Annotated in this window: 15 protein-coding genes; 9 read left to right on the top strand and 6 right to left on the bottom strand. The window is 64.6% G+C overall.

Annotation, left to right across the window (positions count from 1 at the left end; all coding sequences use genetic code 11):
- Positions 1–127: 127 nt before the first annotated feature.
- On the bottom strand, positions 128–1,594 hold the full coding sequence (locus L1P09_RS22745) for an AhpA/YtjB family protein (protein ID WP_054904843.1): 1,467 nt from the start codon (positions 1,592–1,594) through the stop codon (positions 128–130).
- A gap of 134 nt (positions 1,595–1,728) precedes the next feature.
- On the opposite strand from L1P09_RS22745, the gene serB reads away from it, so the two are divergent.
- The gene (serB, locus tag L1P09_RS22740; protein ID WP_178126165.1) at positions 1,729–2,943 is read left to right on the top strand and encodes a phosphoserine phosphatase SerB; all 1,215 of its coding nucleotides are present in this window, start codon (positions 1,729–1,731) and stop codon (positions 2,941–2,943) included.
- A gap of 82 nt (positions 2,944–3,025) precedes the next feature.
- Here serB and asd read toward each other — a convergent pair whose 3' ends face one another.
- From asd to L1P09_RS22725, 3 genes are read right to left on the bottom strand one after another with little or no spacing between them, the layout of a single operon-like run.
- Positions 3,026–3,889 carry an archaetidylserine decarboxylase gene (asd, locus tag L1P09_RS22735; RefSeq protein ID WP_029887865.1) on the bottom strand — a complete coding sequence of 288 codons (864 nt, stop codon included), beginning with the start codon at positions 3,887–3,889 and terminating at the stop codon, positions 3,026–3,028.
- Between the two features lie 9 nt (positions 3,890–3,898).
- Positions 3,899–4,708, bottom strand: a complete 810-nt coding sequence (locus L1P09_RS22730; protein ID WP_054904841.1) for a rhodanese-like domain-containing protein — start codon at positions 4,706–4,708, stop codon at positions 3,899–3,901.
- Between the two features lie 44 nt (positions 4,709–4,752).
- Entirely contained in the window at positions 4,753–6,288 is a 1,536-nt protein-coding gene (locus L1P09_RS22725; protein ID WP_235768141.1) for an HDOD domain-containing protein, read from the bottom strand.
- A 130-nt stretch (positions 6,289–6,418) separates the two neighbouring features.
- Between L1P09_RS22725 and motA the strand changes: the two genes are divergently transcribed.
- Together motA and motB are read left to right on the top strand one after the other, a co-directional pair.
- Positions 6,419–7,270: a flagellar motor stator protein MotA gene (gene motA / locus L1P09_RS22720; protein WP_009681315.1), complete on the top strand. Its 852-nt coding sequence runs from the start codon at positions 6,419–6,421 to the stop codon at positions 7,268–7,270.
- Positions 7,271–7,273: 3 nt separating this feature from the next.
- A complete protein-coding gene (gene motB, locus L1P09_RS22715; RefSeq protein ID WP_054912833.1) occupies positions 7,274–8,296 on the top strand; it encodes a flagellar motor protein MotB in 1,023 nt (340 codons plus the stop codon).
- 76 nt (positions 8,297–8,372) lie between these two features.
- On the opposite strand, the gene rsgA is transcribed toward motB, so the two are convergent.
- The gene (gene rsgA, locus L1P09_RS22710; protein ID WP_009681313.1) at positions 8,373–9,404 is read right to left on the bottom strand and encodes a small ribosomal subunit biogenesis GTPase RsgA; all 1,032 of its coding nucleotides are present in this window, start codon (positions 9,402–9,404) and stop codon (positions 8,373–8,375) included.
- Between the two features lie 152 nt (positions 9,405–9,556).
- On the opposite strand from rsgA, the gene orn reads away from it, so the two are divergent.
- Positions 9,557–10,099 carry an oligoribonuclease gene (gene orn / locus L1P09_RS22705; RefSeq protein WP_009681312.1) on the top strand — a complete coding sequence of 181 codons (543 nt, stop codon included), beginning with the start codon at positions 9,557–9,559 and terminating at the stop codon, positions 10,097–10,099.
- Positions 10,100–10,190: 91 nt separating this feature from the next.
- Positions 10,191–10,802 (top strand): trimeric intracellular cation channel family protein, encoded by a 612-nt coding sequence (locus L1P09_RS22700; RefSeq protein ID WP_232893038.1) that lies wholly within the window; start codon positions 10,191–10,193, stop codon positions 10,800–10,802.
- Positions 10,803–10,926: 124 nt separating this feature from the next.
- On the opposite strand, the gene queG is transcribed toward L1P09_RS22700, so the two are convergent.
- A complete protein-coding gene (queG, locus tag L1P09_RS22695; protein ID WP_110676625.1) occupies positions 10,927–11,991 on the bottom strand; it encodes a tRNA epoxyqueuosine(34) reductase QueG in 1,065 nt (354 codons plus the stop codon).
- A gap of 65 nt (positions 11,992–12,056) precedes the next feature.
- Between queG and L1P09_RS22690 the strand changes: the two genes are divergently transcribed.
- The 4 genes from L1P09_RS22690 to mutL are packed head-to-tail and all read left to right on the top strand — an operon-like array spanning position 12,057 to position 16,715.
- A complete protein-coding gene (locus L1P09_RS22690) occupies positions 12,057–12,917 on the top strand; it encodes an NAD(P)H-hydrate dehydratase (protein WP_009681310.1) in 861 nt (286 codons plus the stop codon).
- The gene (tsaE, locus tag L1P09_RS22685) at positions 12,905–13,378 is read left to right on the top strand and encodes a tRNA (adenosine(37)-N6)-threonylcarbamoyltransferase complex ATPase subunit type 1 TsaE (RefSeq protein WP_009681309.1); all 474 of its coding nucleotides are present in this window, start codon (positions 12,905–12,907) and stop codon (positions 13,376–13,378) included. Before L1P09_RS22690 ends, tsaE begins: the two co-directional genes overlap by 13 nt.
- Positions 13,379–13,389: 11 nt before the next feature.
- Positions 13,390–14,820 carry an N-acetylmuramoyl-L-alanine amidase gene (locus tag L1P09_RS22680; protein ID WP_054904837.1) on the top strand — a complete coding sequence of 477 codons (1,431 nt, stop codon included), beginning with the start codon at positions 13,390–13,392 and terminating at the stop codon, positions 14,818–14,820.
- A complete protein-coding gene (gene mutL / locus L1P09_RS22675; protein WP_054904836.1) occupies positions 14,817–16,715 on the top strand; it encodes a DNA mismatch repair endonuclease MutL in 1,899 nt (632 codons plus the stop codon). The genes L1P09_RS22680 and mutL overlap by 4 nt, the downstream gene beginning before the upstream one ends.

Raw genomic sequence — 16,715 nt, 5'->3', positions numbered from 1 at the left:
AAGCCCGCGATGCTGTGGGCTTTTTCATGTCTGCGTCAAACCATTGCGAAGCTGGGCCCGGGCCCTGTAGGCGCGGCCTGGCGTTGCGAAGGGGCTGCGCGGCAGCCCCAGTGCCCAGCGCAGCCTGTCAGGCCCGACGCTCGTGCATGCGCGCCAGTTGCCGTTCCAGCATCGAAGGGTACGGTTCCAGCAGGCGCTCCACGCAGCAGGCGCCCTCAGGGCTGGCAATCGGGCGAATGCGTGCGCGCTGGCGAATCAGTGCGTCATCGCTGATCTGCCGCTCCACCAGCAACAGGTTGCGGCTGTGCTGCGACAACGCCAGGGCATCCTGGGCTTTTTCGGCGATCAACACGTCTACCAGCTCCAGCCCGTGCAGATCGTTGCCCAATACCAGGCCCAGCTGCAATTGCAAGGTGATGCCGCTGTCGGCCACTTCGATCTGCAGGGCATGGCCCAGGGCGCGCAACAGCTCGCCGCAGCAGATTGCGTTAGTCAGGTAGTCCTCACCACATACGCGGCTGTGGAACAGCACCAGGGTGCTGCCATCGTTGAGTGTGTGCGTTTCGCCGTCGTACAGCGATGCCGCATGCTCCAGGCAGTCACGGTAACGCTCGGTCAGTTCGGTCAGGCGGGTACGCGGCAGACGGCGCAGTTGCTCCTGGGAGCCCAGCTGCACCGCAAGGATGGCGCTGAAGTGCGGTTCGTCGGACTCGTCTACCACTGCGGTTCTTGGTGCAGTGTCGTCGTCGAGCAGGCCGGCGAACGCTTCGTCATCTTCCTCGTCTGGCACTGCGGCGACCTTGGCGCGCGGCGCGGCCTTGGGTGCCGGGCTGACGTGCTGCGGGTCGTCGAATGGTTCATCGTCGTCTTCCTCAGGCTCTGGCTCCGGCTCTGGTGGCGGCGGTGGCGCCAGGCGCGCATGCAGCTGGCGGGCGATGTCGCCGATTTCATCCTGGCGGTCGGTGGCCGGGGTGTAGTACTGCGGGTCGCGCAGCCATACCCGCAACTGCAGCAATGGCAGGGTGATGTAGCGGCCCTGGCGCAAGCTGAGGGCCAAAGCCAGCGCCAGCAGGATGGCCGCCAGAATGCCCATGCTTTGCAGGCTGATCAGCATGGGTTGCTGGAATTGGCTCATGTCCAGGCTGATGCGCAGCTGCCCGGCAGCCACGTCCTGGAAGCTGATCTTGGTCTGGTACACGCCTTCGGCCTCGCCCAGCAGGCTATTGCGCGGGCGTTGCCCGGCTTCGGCGAGGATGCGGTTGTCCACGCTGTAGATGGCCGCGTGGGCCACCAGCGGGTTTTTCACCAGGTTGCCCAGCAGCACGTTGAGGCTGAGGATATCGTTGGCTACCAGCAGTTCGGTCGCCGAAGTGGCCGTTTGCGTGGTCAGGCTCTGGCCGAGGGCGTCGGCCTGCTCGTGCATGGCCTGCTTGAACTGCAGGCCCATCACACAGGCATAGATCACCAGTGCCAGCGCCACCAGGAAGATGTTGGTGCAGGCGATGCGCAGTGCCAGCGGCACGCGACGTTGACTCAGGGCACGATAGATCATCAGGAAGAAGTTGTCTGGTTTGACGGGCGTGGGCCGGTTCACAGAGCTCGGCTCTTAATGGCAAGAAAGTGGGGGGAGTATAGCGAGCCGGGTTTTGTCGGCAAAGTATCGTTGGCGCCCGATGGTCATGGAAAGTCGGTAGAATGCGCATTTTTCATCGAAGTCGGAGCCAGGTTGTGCGCGAAATCGTCCTGATCAACATCACCGGTGAGGACCGTCCCGGTCTCACTGCGGCAATCACCGGCGTCCTGCTGCAGGGCGGTGTGAGTATCCTCGACATCGGCCTGGCGGTCATGCACGGCACCCTGTCGTTCGGCATCCTGGTCGATATCCCTGACAACGAAGTGGCAACTGCCCTGCTGCAGGGTGTGCAAGCCAAGGCCCACGAGCTGAACCTGCAGGCCCGTTATACGCCGATTTCCGAGGCGGACTACCAGCACTGGGCCGACGGCCATGGTGAGGCGCGCCATGTGGTGACCCTGCTCAGCCGCAAGATCACCCCCGAGCAACTGCAGCGGGTCAGTGCGGTGATCAGCCAGTACGGCCTGACGATCGAACGCATCGAGCGGCTGTCGGCCCGGGTGGCGCTGGACGCCGACACCGACAAGGGCAAGGCGGCGGTCGAGATATCCGTGCGTGGGGTGCCGAGCGATGCCAAGGCTCTGCGTGCCGATTTCTTCGCCCTGGCGCAGGCGCTGAGCGTCGACATTGCCTTCCAGAAAGACGACCTGTTCCGCCGCAACCGCCGCCTGGCGGTATTCGACATGGATTCGACGCTGATCGAGGCCGAAGTCATCGACGAGCTGGCCAAGGCGGCTGGCGTGGGTGAGCAGGTGGCGGCGATCACCGAACGCGCCATGCGTGGCGAGCTGGACTTCCGCGCCAGTTTCAAGGAGCGCATGGCGCTGCTCAAGGGCCTGGATGTGGGCGTGCTGGACGAAATCGGCGCCTCGCTGCGCCTGACCGAAGGCGCGGAAAATCTGTTCGCCGAGCTCAAGCGCCTGGGTTACAAGACGGCCATCCTGTCCGGTGGGTTTACCTATTTTGCCCGCCAGGTGCAGGCGCGCCTGGGTATCGACTATGTGTTCGCCAACGAGCTGGAAGTGGTGGATGGCAAGGTGACTGGTGTGGCGGTCGAGCCGATCGTCGATGCCCAGCGCAAGGCCGAACTGCTGCAGAAACTGGCCAGCGATGAGGGCTTGCAACTGGAACAGACCATTGCCGTGGGCGATGGCGCTAACGACCTGCCAATGCTGGCACTGGCCGGCCTGGGCGTGGCATTCCGCGCCAAGCCGCTGGTGCGCCAGTCGGCCAAGCAGGCGATTTCTACCCTGGGCCTGGATGGCGTGTTGTATCTGTTGGGCTTGCGCGACCGCGACGCGCGCGGCTGATCGGGAAATCTGGGGCTGCTTTGCAGCCCTTCGCGGGCATGCCCGCTAAGGGCCGCAAAGCGGCCCAGGCTTTATCAGGCCATCAAGCCTGCACAGGCGCCGCCAACTGCTGCCCCATGCGCACAGCAGAGCCGGCACCCAGGCTTTCGGCCCACTTCACCTGCTGCGGCCCGAACAACACGATGGCCGTCGAACCCAGCTTGAAGCGCCCCAGCTCGGCACCTTTCTCCAGGTGGATCGGCGCACGGCTGGCGTCGTCGTAGCGGAAGGTCTTCAGCTCGCGCTTGGGCGGCGTCACCAGGCCGGCCCACACGGTCTCGATCGAAGCAACGATCATCGCACCCACCAGCACCACGGCCATCGGCCCGCGTTCGGTGTCGAACAGGCAGACCACCCGCTCGTTGCGGGCGAACAGCTCGGGCACGTTTTCGGCAGTGGTCTGGTTGACCGAGAACAGTCGGCCCGGCACGTAGACCATCTCGCGCAGGGTGCCGGCCAGCGGCATGTGCACGCGGTGGTAGTCCTTGGGCGACAAGTAGATGGTGGCGAACTCACCGCCCATGAACGGGGCGGCCAGCGCCGGGTCACCGCCCAGCAGCTCCTGCGCGCTGAAACCATGGCCTTTGGCCTGGAAGATGCGGCCATGCTCGATCGGGCCAAGCTGGCTCACGGCGCCGTCGGCGGGGCACAGGATGGCGCCCGGGGTTTCATCCAGCGGGCGGGCGCCCGGCTTCAGGGCGCGGGTGAAGAATGCGTTGAAGTGCTCGTAGGCGCTCAGGTCTTCGACCAGCGCCTGGCTCATGTCGACCTGGTAGCGCTTGGCGAACCAGGCGGTGAAGGCGTTCTTGAACCAGCGCACGCGGCACTCGGCGACGCAGCCGGCCAGCCGCGACAGCAGGTGGTGCGGCAGCAGGTACTGGCTGATGATGAACAGACGGGATTTCATGCAGGTTCCTTAAACTTCTACAGGCGTGTCCGGGTGGTTGCCCCATTCGCTCCACGAGCCGGCATAAGCCTTGACGCGTGGGTAGCCGAGGGCCTTGGCCACCAAATAGGTGAAACCGGAACGGCGGTGGGACTGGCAATGGGTAACCACCTCCTTGTCGGGGGTGATGCCCAGGCTTTGCAGCACTTCGGCGATATCCCTGCGGATCCGCAGGTGGTCGTTGAGGTCCATGCCGGCGGTCCACTCGAAGTTGACCGCACCAGGGATGTGGCCGCCCTTGGCCGACAACACTTTTTCGCCGTTGAATTCCTGTGGGGCGCGGGCGTCCCAGATCACCAGGTCATCGGCGCCCAGGCGGCTTTGCAGGTACTCGCGGGTGGCTGTAGGTGCAGTGTCGAGGTGCAGGTGCACCGGGGCGGTGCCGCTTGCGGGCACTTCGGTAGACAGCTTGTCGGCTGGCCAGGCCTGGATACCGCCATTGAGGTAGTGGTAGCGCGTATGGCCGATCACGTCGAGCAGCCAGATGAAACGCCCCGCCCAACCACCGCCTTCATCGTCATACACCACGTAGACGGCATCATCGCGGTGGCCGAGTTCGCTGAACAGTTTTTCCAGTTCGCCCAGGGGCGGCAGCAGACCAGGGGCCGGTGGCTGGCCGAGCTGGGTGCGCTTGCCCTCGACAAAGCGGGCGCCGGGGATATGCCCGCAGACATAGCGGTTGGCGCTGCTCAGGTCGACCAGGATCAACTGCGGTGAATCCAGGCGCGGCAGCAGGTCTGCAGCTTCGATCACCAGGGGCAGGCCGGAAAAGTCGGTCATCCACGGTCTCCAGAGTGGAAAGAGGAGCGATTGTAGCGCAAGGCTCAGGCTTTGCGGTTGGCGAACAGCGACAGTGCCCGCTCGATGCATTGCACGGTTTTGCCGAAGGCTTGCACGCTGATATCGGCCATGGGCCTGCAAGCCTGGTCGGCCACCAGCAGCATGAGCACCTGATCGTTCACCGCCAGCGAGCGCAGCAGCACATGCTCACTGCGGAACAGGGCGCGCAGCGGGGCTGGCAGCAGCGCGGCGAACTGGCTGTGGTTCTGCGGGGTGATGCGCAGCTGCCCGGCCTGGCTCATCAGCTTTTGCAGCAGTTTGTTCTGAGCCACCTGCAGGGCGAGGCCCGCGGCCTCCTTGGGCAAGCCGGCGGTCTGCTGCACGCGCAGGGTGTCGGTGCTCTTGTCCAGGCTCAGCAGCATGATGCGTTGCATACCGCAGGCCAGCAGGGCCTCTTGTGCCTGGGTGGCCAGGTGCACGGTATTGGTGAACGGGCTGGGTTGCGCCAGCAGGTGCTGGCACAGTGTGCGCCAGCGCGCCAGCTCTTCACTGCTGGGCGGTGGCGCCGCCAGCATGTCCGGGTGCGGGCGGCGCTGGTGCCACGGCCATATCAGCGCCTCGGCTGGATGGAACAGTGCATGCCGGGCATGGCGACGGGCGCTGGCGGCTGCCTGCTGGTGAACTTGCTGCTGCACGTCTTCCAGCGAAGTCTGCAGGTACAGGGCGGTCAGCAGCTGCCAGCGTAACAGGTGCGGGTTGTCCCAGCCGACCTGCGCCGCCAGGGCCAGGTTGTTGGCCAGCAACACGGTATTGGCCGGCTGGTTGAACCAGCGCCGCAGGCCGGGCTCTGCGTCCAGGCGGTGTTGCTGGCTGAGCAGGTCTTCGTCGCGGGCGATGCTCAGCACCTGGGCCAGTTGCTCGCGCTCTTCCAGCAGCAGGCGGTAACCCTGGGTCACCCATTGCGGCAGGCGCCAGTACTCGGCCGTGGTCTGGCACAGCGCCATTATGCGCACGCCAAACAGTTCTTCCTCGACATGGGCGGCCTCTTCACCCTTGTGGATCACCCGCAGCTCCCAGGTGTCGAGCAGCTTCGGGTAGGCCAGTGCCAGCGGCCAGAGGGGCGACAGAAACAGCAGGCTACCCCAGTGGATTTCCTGCCACAGCCGGGCCAGGCGGCTGGCGAACAGGCCGCTGGCCTGCTGCGCTGCGTGCTGGCTGATCATCTGGAACTGGCACAGAACCGGCGGGATTTCTTCAACAGGCACTGCCGGCAGGCGCTTGAGCAACAGCTCGCTGCGCTCCAGGCCGAGCCGGTTGAGGGCCACTTCAAGGCTTTCGGCCGGTTCGGCCATGCTGGCGTTGGTGGCGTGGTTGGCTTCACGCATCACCGACAACACCAGCGCCGGGCTATCTTGCATCAGTTCGGCGATGTCGCGCAGCGAGCGGCGGCTATCGTGGATGGCCGCCATGACCCGGTCGTAGCTGTGCTTCGGCACCGGGATGCGAACACTCTCGAGCAGCTTGACCCAGGCCTCTAGCGTTCGCGGAGCCTGAGCGGGCACCTTGGTTTCAATTGGCATTTTGACATCAGTCCGAACTGGCTTTTCGCATTGTGTGGCTATAGTCTGGCGCAGTTCTGCCGATAAGTAGAAGAAGAGTTTTACAGCTCTCGTCTCTTCCCCTGACCACGACAGCAAGTGCTTTGAACCTATGGCTAAAATTATCGGCATCATCGTCGTATTCGCGAGCGTGCTCGGCGGCTACGTGCTTTCCCACGGCAAGATCGCGGCGCTGATCCAGCCGTTCGAAGTACTGATTATCGGCGGTGCGGCCTTTGGTGCATTCCTGCAGGCCAACCCTGGCTACATGACCATGCACGTCATCAAGAAGTCGATGAAGATGTTCGGCTCGCGCTTCAGCCATGCGTTCTACCTTGAAGTGCTGGGGCTGGTGTACGAAATCCTCAACAAGAGCCGTCGCGAAGGTATGATGGCCATCGAGGCCGACATCGAAGACGCCGCCGCCAGCCCGATTTTCGCCAAGTACCCCACGGTACTGGCCGATGAGCGCATGACCGCGTTCGTCTGCGACTACCTGCGCATCATGTCTACCGGCAACATGGCCCCGCACGAGCTCGAGGGCCTGTTCGACATGGAGCTGCTGAGCATGAAGGAAGAGCTTGAGCACCCGTCCCATGCAGTGACCGGCATCGCCGATGGCATGCCCGGCTTCGGTATCGTAGCGGCGGTGCTGGGTATCGTGGTGACCATGGCCTCGCTGGGCGATGGGGACCAGGCGGCCATCGGCATGCACGTGGGTGCGGCGCTGGTCGGTACGTTCTTCGGTATTCTCGCGGCCTACGGCTTCTTCGGCCCGCTGGCCAAGTGCCTGGAGCACGACGCCAAGGAAGAGCTGAACCTGTACGAGTCGATCAAGGCATCGCTGGTGGCCTCGGCTTCGGGCATGCCGCCGTCGCTGGCGGTCGAGTTCGGGCGCAAGGTGCTGTACCCCAAGCACCGCCCAAGCTTCGCCGAGCTGGAACAAGCGGTTCGCGGTCGCTGATTCATGGAGAACAATCAGCCCATCATCGTCAAGCGCGTCAAGCGCTTTGGCGGCGGCCACCACGGTGGCGCCTGGAAAATCGCCTTTGCCGACTTCGCCACGGCGATGATGGCGTTCTTCCTGGTGCTGTGGCTGTTGTCCACGGCCACGCCTGAACAGAAGATCGCCATTGCCGGTTACTTCCAGGACCCGATCGGGTTCTCCGAAAGTGGTACGCCCTACGTCATCGACCTGGGTGGTTCCCCCGAAATGGCGCCGGACAAAACCATCAACCCGGAAGTGAAAACCGAGCCGACACAGCCGTCGCCCACCCAGCTGGACAAGGACCAGGTGGAGACCATGGCCGAGCAGGTCGAGCGCGAGCGCCTTGAATTGCTGTTGCAGGAGCTGCAGAACAAGGTCGAAGAGAACCCGCAACTGCAGAAGTTCAAGGACCAGATCCTGTTCGAGATCACCCAGGATGGCCTGCGTATCCAGATCATGGACGCCGAGAACCGTCCGATGTTCGATATCGGCAGTGCGCGCCTGCAGCCATATTTCGAAGACATTCTGTTGGCCATGGCCGACACCATCAAGGCAGTGCCCAACAAGATCAGCATCAGCGGCCACACAGACGCCAAACCGTATGCCGGCACTGGCGAGTTCGGCAACTGGGAGCTGTCGGCCAACCGCGCCAATGCCGCACGCCGGGCATTGGTGGCGGGTGGGTACCCGGACGGCCAGGTGGCTCGGGTGGTGGGGTATGCATCGTCATCGCTGTTCGACCGCAAGAACCCGTTCAACCCGGTAAACCGCCGCATCGACATCATCGTGCTGACCAAGAAGGCCCAGCGCAACATCGAGGGTGAGCAGGGCGAACAGGGTGCACCGCAAGCGCCGGCAGCCCCGCCCGCGGCCCCGCCGGCCAGTGGCGCGGCGCCCGGTGCCGGGGCCGATCAGGCGCCGATGCAACCACGTGAACTGCGCCAGAAGCTGAACATCTTCGAGGATGGCACGCTGAAGATGGACGAGAGCAAGGAGCAGTAGGCCCCGCGCAACCTCGCACGGCGTTTTGCAGGGCCGTGCAGGTGGGCCTCAGGGCGGAGGAAGGCTTACAGCCCGGTCAGTAGCTGTCTTCCGTCAGGCTGGCGATGATCGAGCGGTAGCTGTTCATGCGTTGCTGCGAGATCCGGCCATCGTCCAGCGCCTTGAGCAACGCGCAGCCTGGCTCGCGGTCATGTTTGCAATCGCGGAAGCGGCAGGTGCCGAACAGGTCGCGGAACTCGATGAAGCCATCCTCCACATCGCTGCGGCTGACGTGGCCAAGGCCGAATTCGCGGATGCCCGGCGAGTCGATAAGGTCGCCGCCATTGGGGAAATGGTACAGCCGCGCGGTGGTGGTGGTGTGGGTGCCCTGGCCCGACCATTCCGACAGGTCGCCGACGCGGGTGCCGGCCTCTGGCAGCAGGCTGTTGACCAGCGAAGACTTGCCCACACCCGACTGGCCGACGAACACGCTGATGTGCCCGTCAAGTTGCTGCTGCAGGCGTTGCATGCCATCACCGTGGTGGGCAGATACCTCCAGCAGCGGATAGCCCAGCTCGCGGTAAACCTCCAGCAGCGCCTGCAGGCCGGGGCCGTTCTCGGCGTTGATCAGGTCGGCCTTGTTCAGCAGCAGCAGCGGGCGCAGGCCTGCATGCTCGGCAGCGACCAGGTAACGGTCGATCAGGTTCGGGTGCGGTTCCGGGGCCGGGGCAAACACGATCACGATGAGGTCGACGTTGGCTGCGACCGGTTTCAACTGGCCATGGTTGTTTGGCCGGCACAGTTCGGTGCTGCGTGGCATCTGCGCCACGATCACGCCTATGCCCTGGTTGCCTGCACGCCATACCACGCGGTCGCCAGTGACCAGTGCTGGCAGGTTGGCGCGCAAGTGGCAGCGGAACACCTGGCCTGCAACGTCGCCATCCTGGGCCTCCACCTCGACCTGCACGCCAAAGTGGGCAATCACCAGGCCCAGTTGTTCCGGCCCCAGGTCGCCACCTTCCAGTTCCTGCAGCACATGCTGCTCGCGTTTGGCCGCGCGAGCAGCACGCTCGCCCTGGATTTTTTCGATGCGCCAGTTCTGGCGGCGATTGAGCTGGCGTTTGGCCATGAACATTCCGTGAGAAGGGCCCGGGTCAGGGCATTGAAAACGGCAGGCAGTTTAGCACGCCAGGCGTTGCACCATTGCCCTTACCTTGTGGCGGTGAATGGGCGTGGCTGGGCCACTAGGCTAAGATGACGGGCTATATGAGGAGCTTCTGCATGCAAAACCCACAGAACCTGATCTGGATCGACCTGGAAATGACCGGCCTCGATCCGGACAGCGACGTCATCATCGAAATGGCCACCATTGTCACCGACAGCGAGCTGAACACCCTGGCCGAAGGCCCGGTGATCGCCATCCACCACAGCGATGAAGTACTGGCCCGCATGGACGAGTGGAACACCCGCACCCATGGCGCGTCTGGCCTGACCCAGCGTGTGCGCGACAGCAAGGTCGGCATGGCCGAGGCCGAGGCCCAGACCATTGCTTTCCTCGAACAGTGGGTGCCCAAAGGCAAATCGCCGATCTGCGGCAACAGCATCTGCCAGGACCGTCGCTTCCTCTACCGGCACATGCGCAACCTGGAAAACTACTTCCACTACCGCAACCTGGATGTCTCGACGCTGAAAGAACTGGCAGCGCGCTGGGCGCCGGACGTGCGTGACAGCTTCAAGAAGGGCAATACGCACCTGGCGCTGGACGACATTCGCGAATCGATTGCCGAGTTGCGCCACTACCGCGAGCATTTCATCAAGGTGTGAACCGTTACGGCGCAGATATTCTGGCTGCGCCCCCTTTTGGTGCCTTGGGCAACTGGTTAGACTGCGCGCCTTTCCCGCACGGACCCGCACCATGTTGCTGATGCTCTACCTCATTGCCATCACTGCCGAAGCCATGACCGGTGCGTTGTCTGCGGGGCGTCGCGGCATGGACTGGTTCGGCGTGGTGCTGATCGCCTGTGTTACCGCCCTGGGTGGCGGGTCGGTGCGCGATGTGTTGCTCGGGCACTACCCGCTGACCTGGGTGAAACACCCTGAGTACCTGGTGTTGACCAGCTTTGCTGCCCTGTTGACCATTTTCATCGCGCCAATGATGCGCCGCCTGCGCTCGCTGTTCCTGGTGCTAGACGCACTGGGGCTGGTGGCGTTTACCCTGATTGGCTGCATGACGGCGCTGGAAATGGGGCAGGGCATGCTGGTGGCTTCGATCAGCGGGGTGATCACGGGGGTGTTCGGTGGCATCTTGCGCGATATCTTCTGCAACGACATCCCGCTGGTGTTCCGCCGCGAGCTTTACGCCAGCGTGTCGTTCGCCGCGGCGTGGTTCTACCTCGGCTGCGTGTATTTCAAGGTGCCGGCGGAGCAGGCGATGCTGCTGACCCTCTTTGGTGGGTTCCTGATGCGCTTGCTGGCGATTCGTTTCCATTGGGAAATGCCCAAGTTTCACTACAACGACCAGCAGTAAACCTGCCCCAGGCCCGGCGCGGTCCCTGTAGGAGCGGGCATGCCCGCGAACACCGGCGCAGCCGGTGCCACCCACCGCGGTGCCTGCTTCGCGGGCGCGCCCGCTCCCACAGTGGGCCGTGTAGCTATTGAATGCCGTGCCGGGCCAGCGCCCACTCGACATGCTCGCGCACCAGCTCCGACGCATCCTCGCGCCGCGCCTTCAGCGCCTCGATCACCGGTATCGTCGGCGGCGCATTGCCCAAGCCCACCGCCAGGTTGCGCAAGAACCGCTCATAGCCTGCCCGGCGTAGCGGCCCGCCCTCGGTCTTGCGCAGGAAAGTACGCTCATCCCACAGGAACATCTCGGCCAGCTCGGCATTCTCCAACCCATGCCGCGGCTGGAAATCCTGCTCCTGGCTGTGCTTGGCGAAGCGGTTCCACGGGCAGACGATCTGGCAGTCGTCGCAACCGAATACACGGTTACCCATCATCGAGCGCAGTTCGACAGGAATCGGCCCTCTCAGCTCGATGGTCAGGTACGAGATGCAACGCCGCGCGTCCAGCACATAGGGCCCCACGAACGCCTGGGTCGGGCAGATGTCCAGGCACGCCTGGCAACGCCCGCAATGTTCACTGGTGGTGGCTTCGTCCACCGGCAACGGCAGGTCAACGAACAGTTCGGCCAGGAAGAAGTAACTGCCGGCCTTGCGGTTGAGCAGCAGGGTGTTCTTGCCGATCCAGCCCAGCCCGGCCTGCTCGGCCAAGGCCTTCTCCAGCACTGGGGCACTGTCGACGAAGGCGCGGTAGCCGAACGGGCCGATGGCTTGCTGGATACGGTCTGCCAGGAACTGCACGCGCTTGCGCACCAGCTTGTGGTAGTCACGGCCCAGGGCGTAGCGTGACACGTAGGCTTTTTCCGGTTGCGCCAGGCGTTGCGCCATCTGCGTATCGCCGGGCAGGTAGTCCATGCGCAGCGAGACCACGCGTACCGTGCCGGGAATCAGTTGGTCGGGGTGCGCCCGCTTGCTGCCATGGGCACCCAGGTACTCCATTTCGCCCTGGTAACCGGCGTCTAGCCAGCGTTGCAGGTGCTGTTCGTGTTCGCCAAGGTCGACCCCGGCGATGCCGACGTGGGCAAAACCGAGTTCCTGGCCCCATATCTTGATCGATTGGGCCAGTTGGGCGAGGTCAGGTGTAGAGGCAGGCATGGATGGGCAAGGCAATACGGGCTCAGGTGCGTATAATTCTGCCAGACATTGGAGCCTTTGACCCCATGCCGCAGACCAAACACCCTGGCAACACCCTACAACTGCTCAGCAGCGTGACTGTCGCACACCTGCCGGCACGGCACCCGCATGCGCACAAAGGCGACTTCGGCCATGTGCTGGTAGTGGGCGGCGACCTGGGCACCGGTGGCGCTGTGCTGCTCAGCGCCGAAGCCGCCTTGCGCTGCGGCGCCGGCCTGGTCAGCGTGGCGACCCGGCCCGAACATCTACCCGCGAGCCTGGCCCGCCTGCCTGAGGTGATGTGCCTGGGGGTACAGTCGGCCAACCAGTTGGTCGGCGTGCTGGAGCGCGCCACGGTACTGGTGGTGGGCCCCGGCCTTGGGCAGGCTGCCTGGGGCCGGAGCCTGTTGTCGGCAGTGGCGAACGCCGAGCGCCCGCAGGTATGGGACGCCGACGCCCTGAATTTGCTGGCAGGCACCCCATTGGCCCTGCCCAGCGGTAGCATCCTCACGCCTCACCCCGGGGAAGCGGCGCGGCTGCTGGGCATTTCCACCGAAGCGGTACAGGCCGACCGGCCGGGCGCTGCGCGCAAGCTGGCGCGGCGCTACAACAGTGTGTGCCTGCTCAAAGGGGCAGGTACCCTGGTGGCGCACCCGTCCGGCCAGTTGATGCTGTGCGAGCGCGGGCACCCGGCGATGGCCGGCGCGGGCTTGGGCGATGTGCTGACCGGGGTGCTGGCGGCGTTGCTGGCCCAGGGGCTGGACGCCTGGAGTGCCGGCTGCCTGGGTACCTGGCTTCACGCCTGTGCCGGTGAGCGTCTGGGGGTTGAAGGCAGGGGCCTGGCGGCCAGCGATCTGGCGCCGGTCATTCGAGCGTTGTTGGAGGAGCATTCTGCGTGTGTGGCTTAAATCTGTTTCTGGCCGATGAAGCGGCTACAGTCGACTTTGGTGCAAAAATGGCCGAAGTGACCGGTGGTCGCGGTGTCATTTTCCTGGAAGGCGACCTGGGCGCGGGTAAAACCACGCTCTCGCGTGGCCTGATCCGTGGCCTGGGCCATACTGGTGCAGTGAAAAGCCCGACGTTCACCGTGGTCGAACCCTACGAGATCGGCGCTGTCCGAGCTTTTCACTTCGACCTGTATCGGCTGGTCGATCCGGAGGAGCTGGAGTTCATGGGGATTCGTGACTATTTCGAGGGCGACCCGTTGTGCCTGTTCGAGTGGCCACAAAAGGGTGCGGGCGTTTTGCCAAAGCCCGACCTGACCATTACCATAAGCCCCCAAGCGGGCGGACGCTCGCTGAACCTGTCGCCGCAGGGGGCTCGCGGCGAGGCCTGGTGCGTGGCACTGGCCAAACACTATAAACAGTAAGTGGGGTAGGTATGCGCATACGCGCACTGGTCGCCATCGTTGGGCTGCTGCTGACAACGGTGACCGTTGACGCTCTGGCCGTCACTCAAGTCAAGAGCGTGCGCCTGTGGCGCGCGCCAGACAACACGCGGCTGGTCTTCGACCTGTCTGGCCCCGTGCAGCACAGCGTCTTCACCTTGAGCGCACCGGATCGCCTGGTTATCGACATCAATGGCGCGACCTTGGCGGCGCCATTGAAAGTGGCGACTTCCAACACGCCGATCAGCAGCGTGCGTTCGGCCCAGCGCACGCCGACCGACCTGCGTGTGGTCGTTGACCTGAAGAAGTCGGTCACCCCCAAGAGCTTTACCCTGGCGCCCAATGCCCAGTACGGCAACCGCCTGGTGGTCGACCTGTACGATCAGGAAGCCGATGCCATCGCGGCCATGGCGCCAACCCCACCACCGACCCCAGTGCAAACGCCTGCCACCACGCCAGCGGTCCCGGTCACGCCGACCCAGCCAGCCATCAAGCTGCCGCCGGTACCTAGCGGCAAGCGCGACATCGTCATTGCCATCGACGCCGGTCATGGCGGCGAGGACCCGGGTGCTTCCGGCTCGCGCGGCCAGCATGAAAAAGACATCGTGCTGCAGATCGCCCAGGAGCTGCAGCGCCAGATCAACACGGAAAAGGGCTTCCGCGCCGAACTGACCCGCACCGGTGACTACTTCATTCCGCTGCGCAAACGCACCGAAATCGCCCGCAAGAAGGGCGCCGACCTGTTCGTTTCGATCCACGCCGACGCCGCGCCGTCCAAGGCTGCGTTCGGCGCATCGGTGTTTGCCCTGTCCGACCGTGGCGCTACCTCCGAAACCGCACGCTGGCTGGCAGACACGGAAAACCGTTCCGACCTGATCGGGGGCGCCGGCAACGTCAGCCTCGACGACAAGGACCGCATGCTCGCGGGTGTGCTGCTCGACCTGTCGATGACGGCCACGCTCAGCTCCAGCCTGAATGTCGGGCAGAAAGTGCTGGGCAACATGGGCCGCATCACCTCGCTGCACAAGCAGCGTGTGGAACAGGCTGGCTTCATGGTGCTGAAGTCGCCCGACATTCCGTCGATCCTAGTCGAGACCGGGTTTATCTCCAACGCCAGTGAGGCGGCCAAGCTGGCCAGTCGCAGCCATCAGCAAGCGCTTGCGCGGTCGATTCATACCGGGGTGCGCCAGTTCTTCCAGCAGAACCCGCCGCCTGGCACCTATATCGCCTGGCTGCGTGACACCGGCAAGATTGCCGCCGGCCCACGTGAGCACACGGTGCGCCCAGGCGAAACCCTGGCAATGCTGGCGGTGCGCTACCAGGTCAGTGTGGCCAGCTTGCGCAACACCAACAGCCTGAAGTCCGATGAGCTGAAGGTCGGCCAGCGTCTGGATATCCCTGCCACCACATTGGCTTCGCAATGAGTGGTGGTTCGCGCATCCAGCTGCTCAGCCCGCGGCTGGCCAACCAGATCGCCGCTGGCGAGGTGGTCGAGCGGCCGGCCTCGGTAGCCAAGGAACTGCTGGAAAACAGCCTGGACTCCGGAGCCCGGCGCATCGATGTGGAAGTGGAGCAGGGCGGCGTCAAGCTGCTGAAGGTGCGGGATGATGGCAGCGGTATTTCTGCCGACGACCTGCCGCTGGCGCTGGCCCGTCATGCCACCAGCAAAATCCGTGAGCTGGAAGACCTTGAAGGCGTATTGAGCCTGGGGTTCCGTGGCGAAGCCCTGGCCTCGATCAGCTCGGTGGCGCGCCTGACCCTGACCTCGCGTACTGCCAGTGCCACAGAAGCCTGGCAGGTTGAAACCGAAGGCCGCGACATGCTCCCGCGGGTGCAGCCGGCGGCCCACCCGGTGGGTACTTCGGTCGAAGTGCGTGACCTGTTCTTCAATACCCCGGCGCGGCGCAAGTTCCTCAAGGCCGAGAAAACCGAGTTCGATCACCTGCAGGAGGTCATCCGGCGCCTGGCGTTGGCGCGTTTCGACGTCGGCTTCCACTTGCGCCACAACGGCAAGAGCATCCTCAGCCTGCACGAGGCCCATGATGAAGTGGCGCGTGCGCGGCGGGTGGGTGCCATCTGCGGCCCGGGCTTCATGGAGCAGGCGCTGCCGATCGACGTCGAGCGCAACGGCCTGCGCCTGTGGGGCTGGGTTGGGCTGCCGACCTTCTCGCGCAGCCAGGCCGACCTGCAGTACTTCTTCGTCAACGGCCGTGCGGTGCGCGACAAGCTGGTGGCCCACGCCGTACGCCAGGCCTACCGTGACGTGCTGTTCAACGGCCGGCACCCGACCTTTGTGCTGTTCCTTGAACTGGAACCCAACGGCGTCGATGTCAACGTGCACCCGACCAAGCATGAAGTGCGCTTCCGCGAAGGGCGTTCGGTGCACGACTTCCTGTACGGCACCCTGCACCGGGCCCTGGCCGATGTGCGCCCGGAAGACCAACTGGCCGCCCCGGCTGCGGTGCCTGAAGCGATGCGCGCCACTGGCCAGCAGGCCGGTGAGTTCGGCCCGCAGGGGGAAATGCGCCTGGCTTCGCCTGTGCTCGAGCAGCCACGTGCGCCGCAACACACCGCCAGCAACGGCGGTAGTGGTGCCGGTTACCAGTACCAGTACACCCCGCGGCCCTCGCCACCGCTGCCGGCGGCCGAGGCGCAGGCGGTGTACCGCGAGTTTTACAAGCCGCTGGACAATGGCGCCGCCCCGGCAGCCACCCTGCCGGAAAGCCAGGGCGACATTCCGCCGCTGGGTTACGCGCTGGCGCAGCTGAAGGGTATCTACATCCTGGCCGAGAACGCTGTCGGCCTGGTGCTGGTCGATATGCACGCCGCCCACGAGCGCATCATGTACGAGCGCCTGAAGGTAGCCATGGCCAGCGAGGGCCTCAGCGGCCAGCCGCTGCTGGTGCCGGAAACCCTGGCCCTGAGCCAGCGCGAAGCCGACTGCGCCGAAGAGCACGCGCAGTGGTTCCAGCGCCTGGGCTTCGAACTGCAGCGGCTGGGCCCGGAAACCCTGGCCATCCGCCAGATCCCGGCTTTGCTCAAGCAGGCCGAGGCCAACCGCCTGGTGCAGGATGTGCTGGCCGACCTGATGGAATACGGCACCAGCGACCGTATTCAGGCCCACCTCAACGAGCTGCTCGGCACCATGGCCTGCCACGGTGCGGTACGCGCCAACCGGCGCCTGGCCATTCCCGAGATGAACGCCCTGCTGCGCGATATGGAAAACACCGAGCGCAGCGGCCAGTGCAACCACGGCCGTCCCACCTGGACCCAGATGGGCCTGGACGACCTGGACAAACTTTTCCTGCGCGGTCGATGA

It is taken from the genome of Pseudomonas juntendi, from assembly GCF_021560075.1.
GTDB classification, from domain to species: Bacteria; Pseudomonadota; Gammaproteobacteria; order Pseudomonadales; family Pseudomonadaceae; genus Aquipseudomonas; species Aquipseudomonas juntendi.
The sequence above is the reverse complement of the archived record's forward strand: the minus strand, read 5'-3'. Positions and strand labels throughout refer to the sequence as shown.

What these genes read in the sequence shown, in the direction of transcription:
- asd (WP_029887865.1), bottom strand. Translation starts at nt 3,889, where the DNA reads ATGAAATCCCGTCTGTTCATCATCAGCCAGTACCTGCTGCCGCACCAC.
- L1P09_RS22730 (WP_054904841.1), bottom strand. Translation starts at nt 4,708, where the DNA reads ATGACCGACTTTTCCGGCCTGCCCCTGGTGATCGAAGCTGCAGACCTG.
- L1P09_RS22725 (WP_235768141.1), bottom strand. Translation starts at nt 6,288, where the DNA reads ATGCCAATTGAAACCAAGGTGCCCGCTCAGGCTCCGCGAACGCTAGAG.
- motA (WP_009681315.1), top strand. Translation starts at nt 6,419, where the DNA reads ATGGCTAAAATTATCGGCATCATCGTCGTATTCGCGAGCGTGCTCGGC.
- motB (WP_054912833.1), top strand. Translation starts at nt 7,274, where the DNA reads ATGGAGAACAATCAGCCCATCATCGTCAAGCGCGTCAAGCGCTTTGGC.
- rsgA (WP_009681313.1), bottom strand. Translation starts at nt 9,404, where the DNA reads ATGGCCAAACGCCAGCTCAATCGCCGCCAGAACTGGCGCATCGAAAAA.
- orn (WP_009681312.1), top strand. Translation starts at nt 9,557, where the DNA reads ATGCAAAACCCACAGAACCTGATCTGGATCGACCTGGAAATGACCGGC.
- L1P09_RS22700 (WP_232893038.1), top strand. Translation starts at nt 10,191, where the DNA reads ATGTTGCTGATGCTCTACCTCATTGCCATCACTGCCGAAGCCATGACC.
- queG (WP_110676625.1), bottom strand. Translation starts at nt 11,991, where the DNA reads ATGCCTGCCTCTACACCTGACCTCGCCCAACTGGCCCAATCGATCAAG.
- L1P09_RS22690 (WP_009681310.1), top strand. Translation starts at nt 12,057, where the DNA reads ATGCCGCAGACCAAACACCCTGGCAACACCCTACAACTGCTCAGCAGC.
- L1P09_RS22680 (WP_054904837.1), top strand. Translation starts at nt 13,390, where the DNA reads ATGCGCATACGCGCACTGGTCGCCATCGTTGGGCTGCTGCTGACAACG.
- mutL (WP_054904836.1), top strand. Translation starts at nt 14,817, where the DNA reads ATGAGTGGTGGTTCGCGCATCCAGCTGCTCAGCCCGCGGCTGGCCAAC.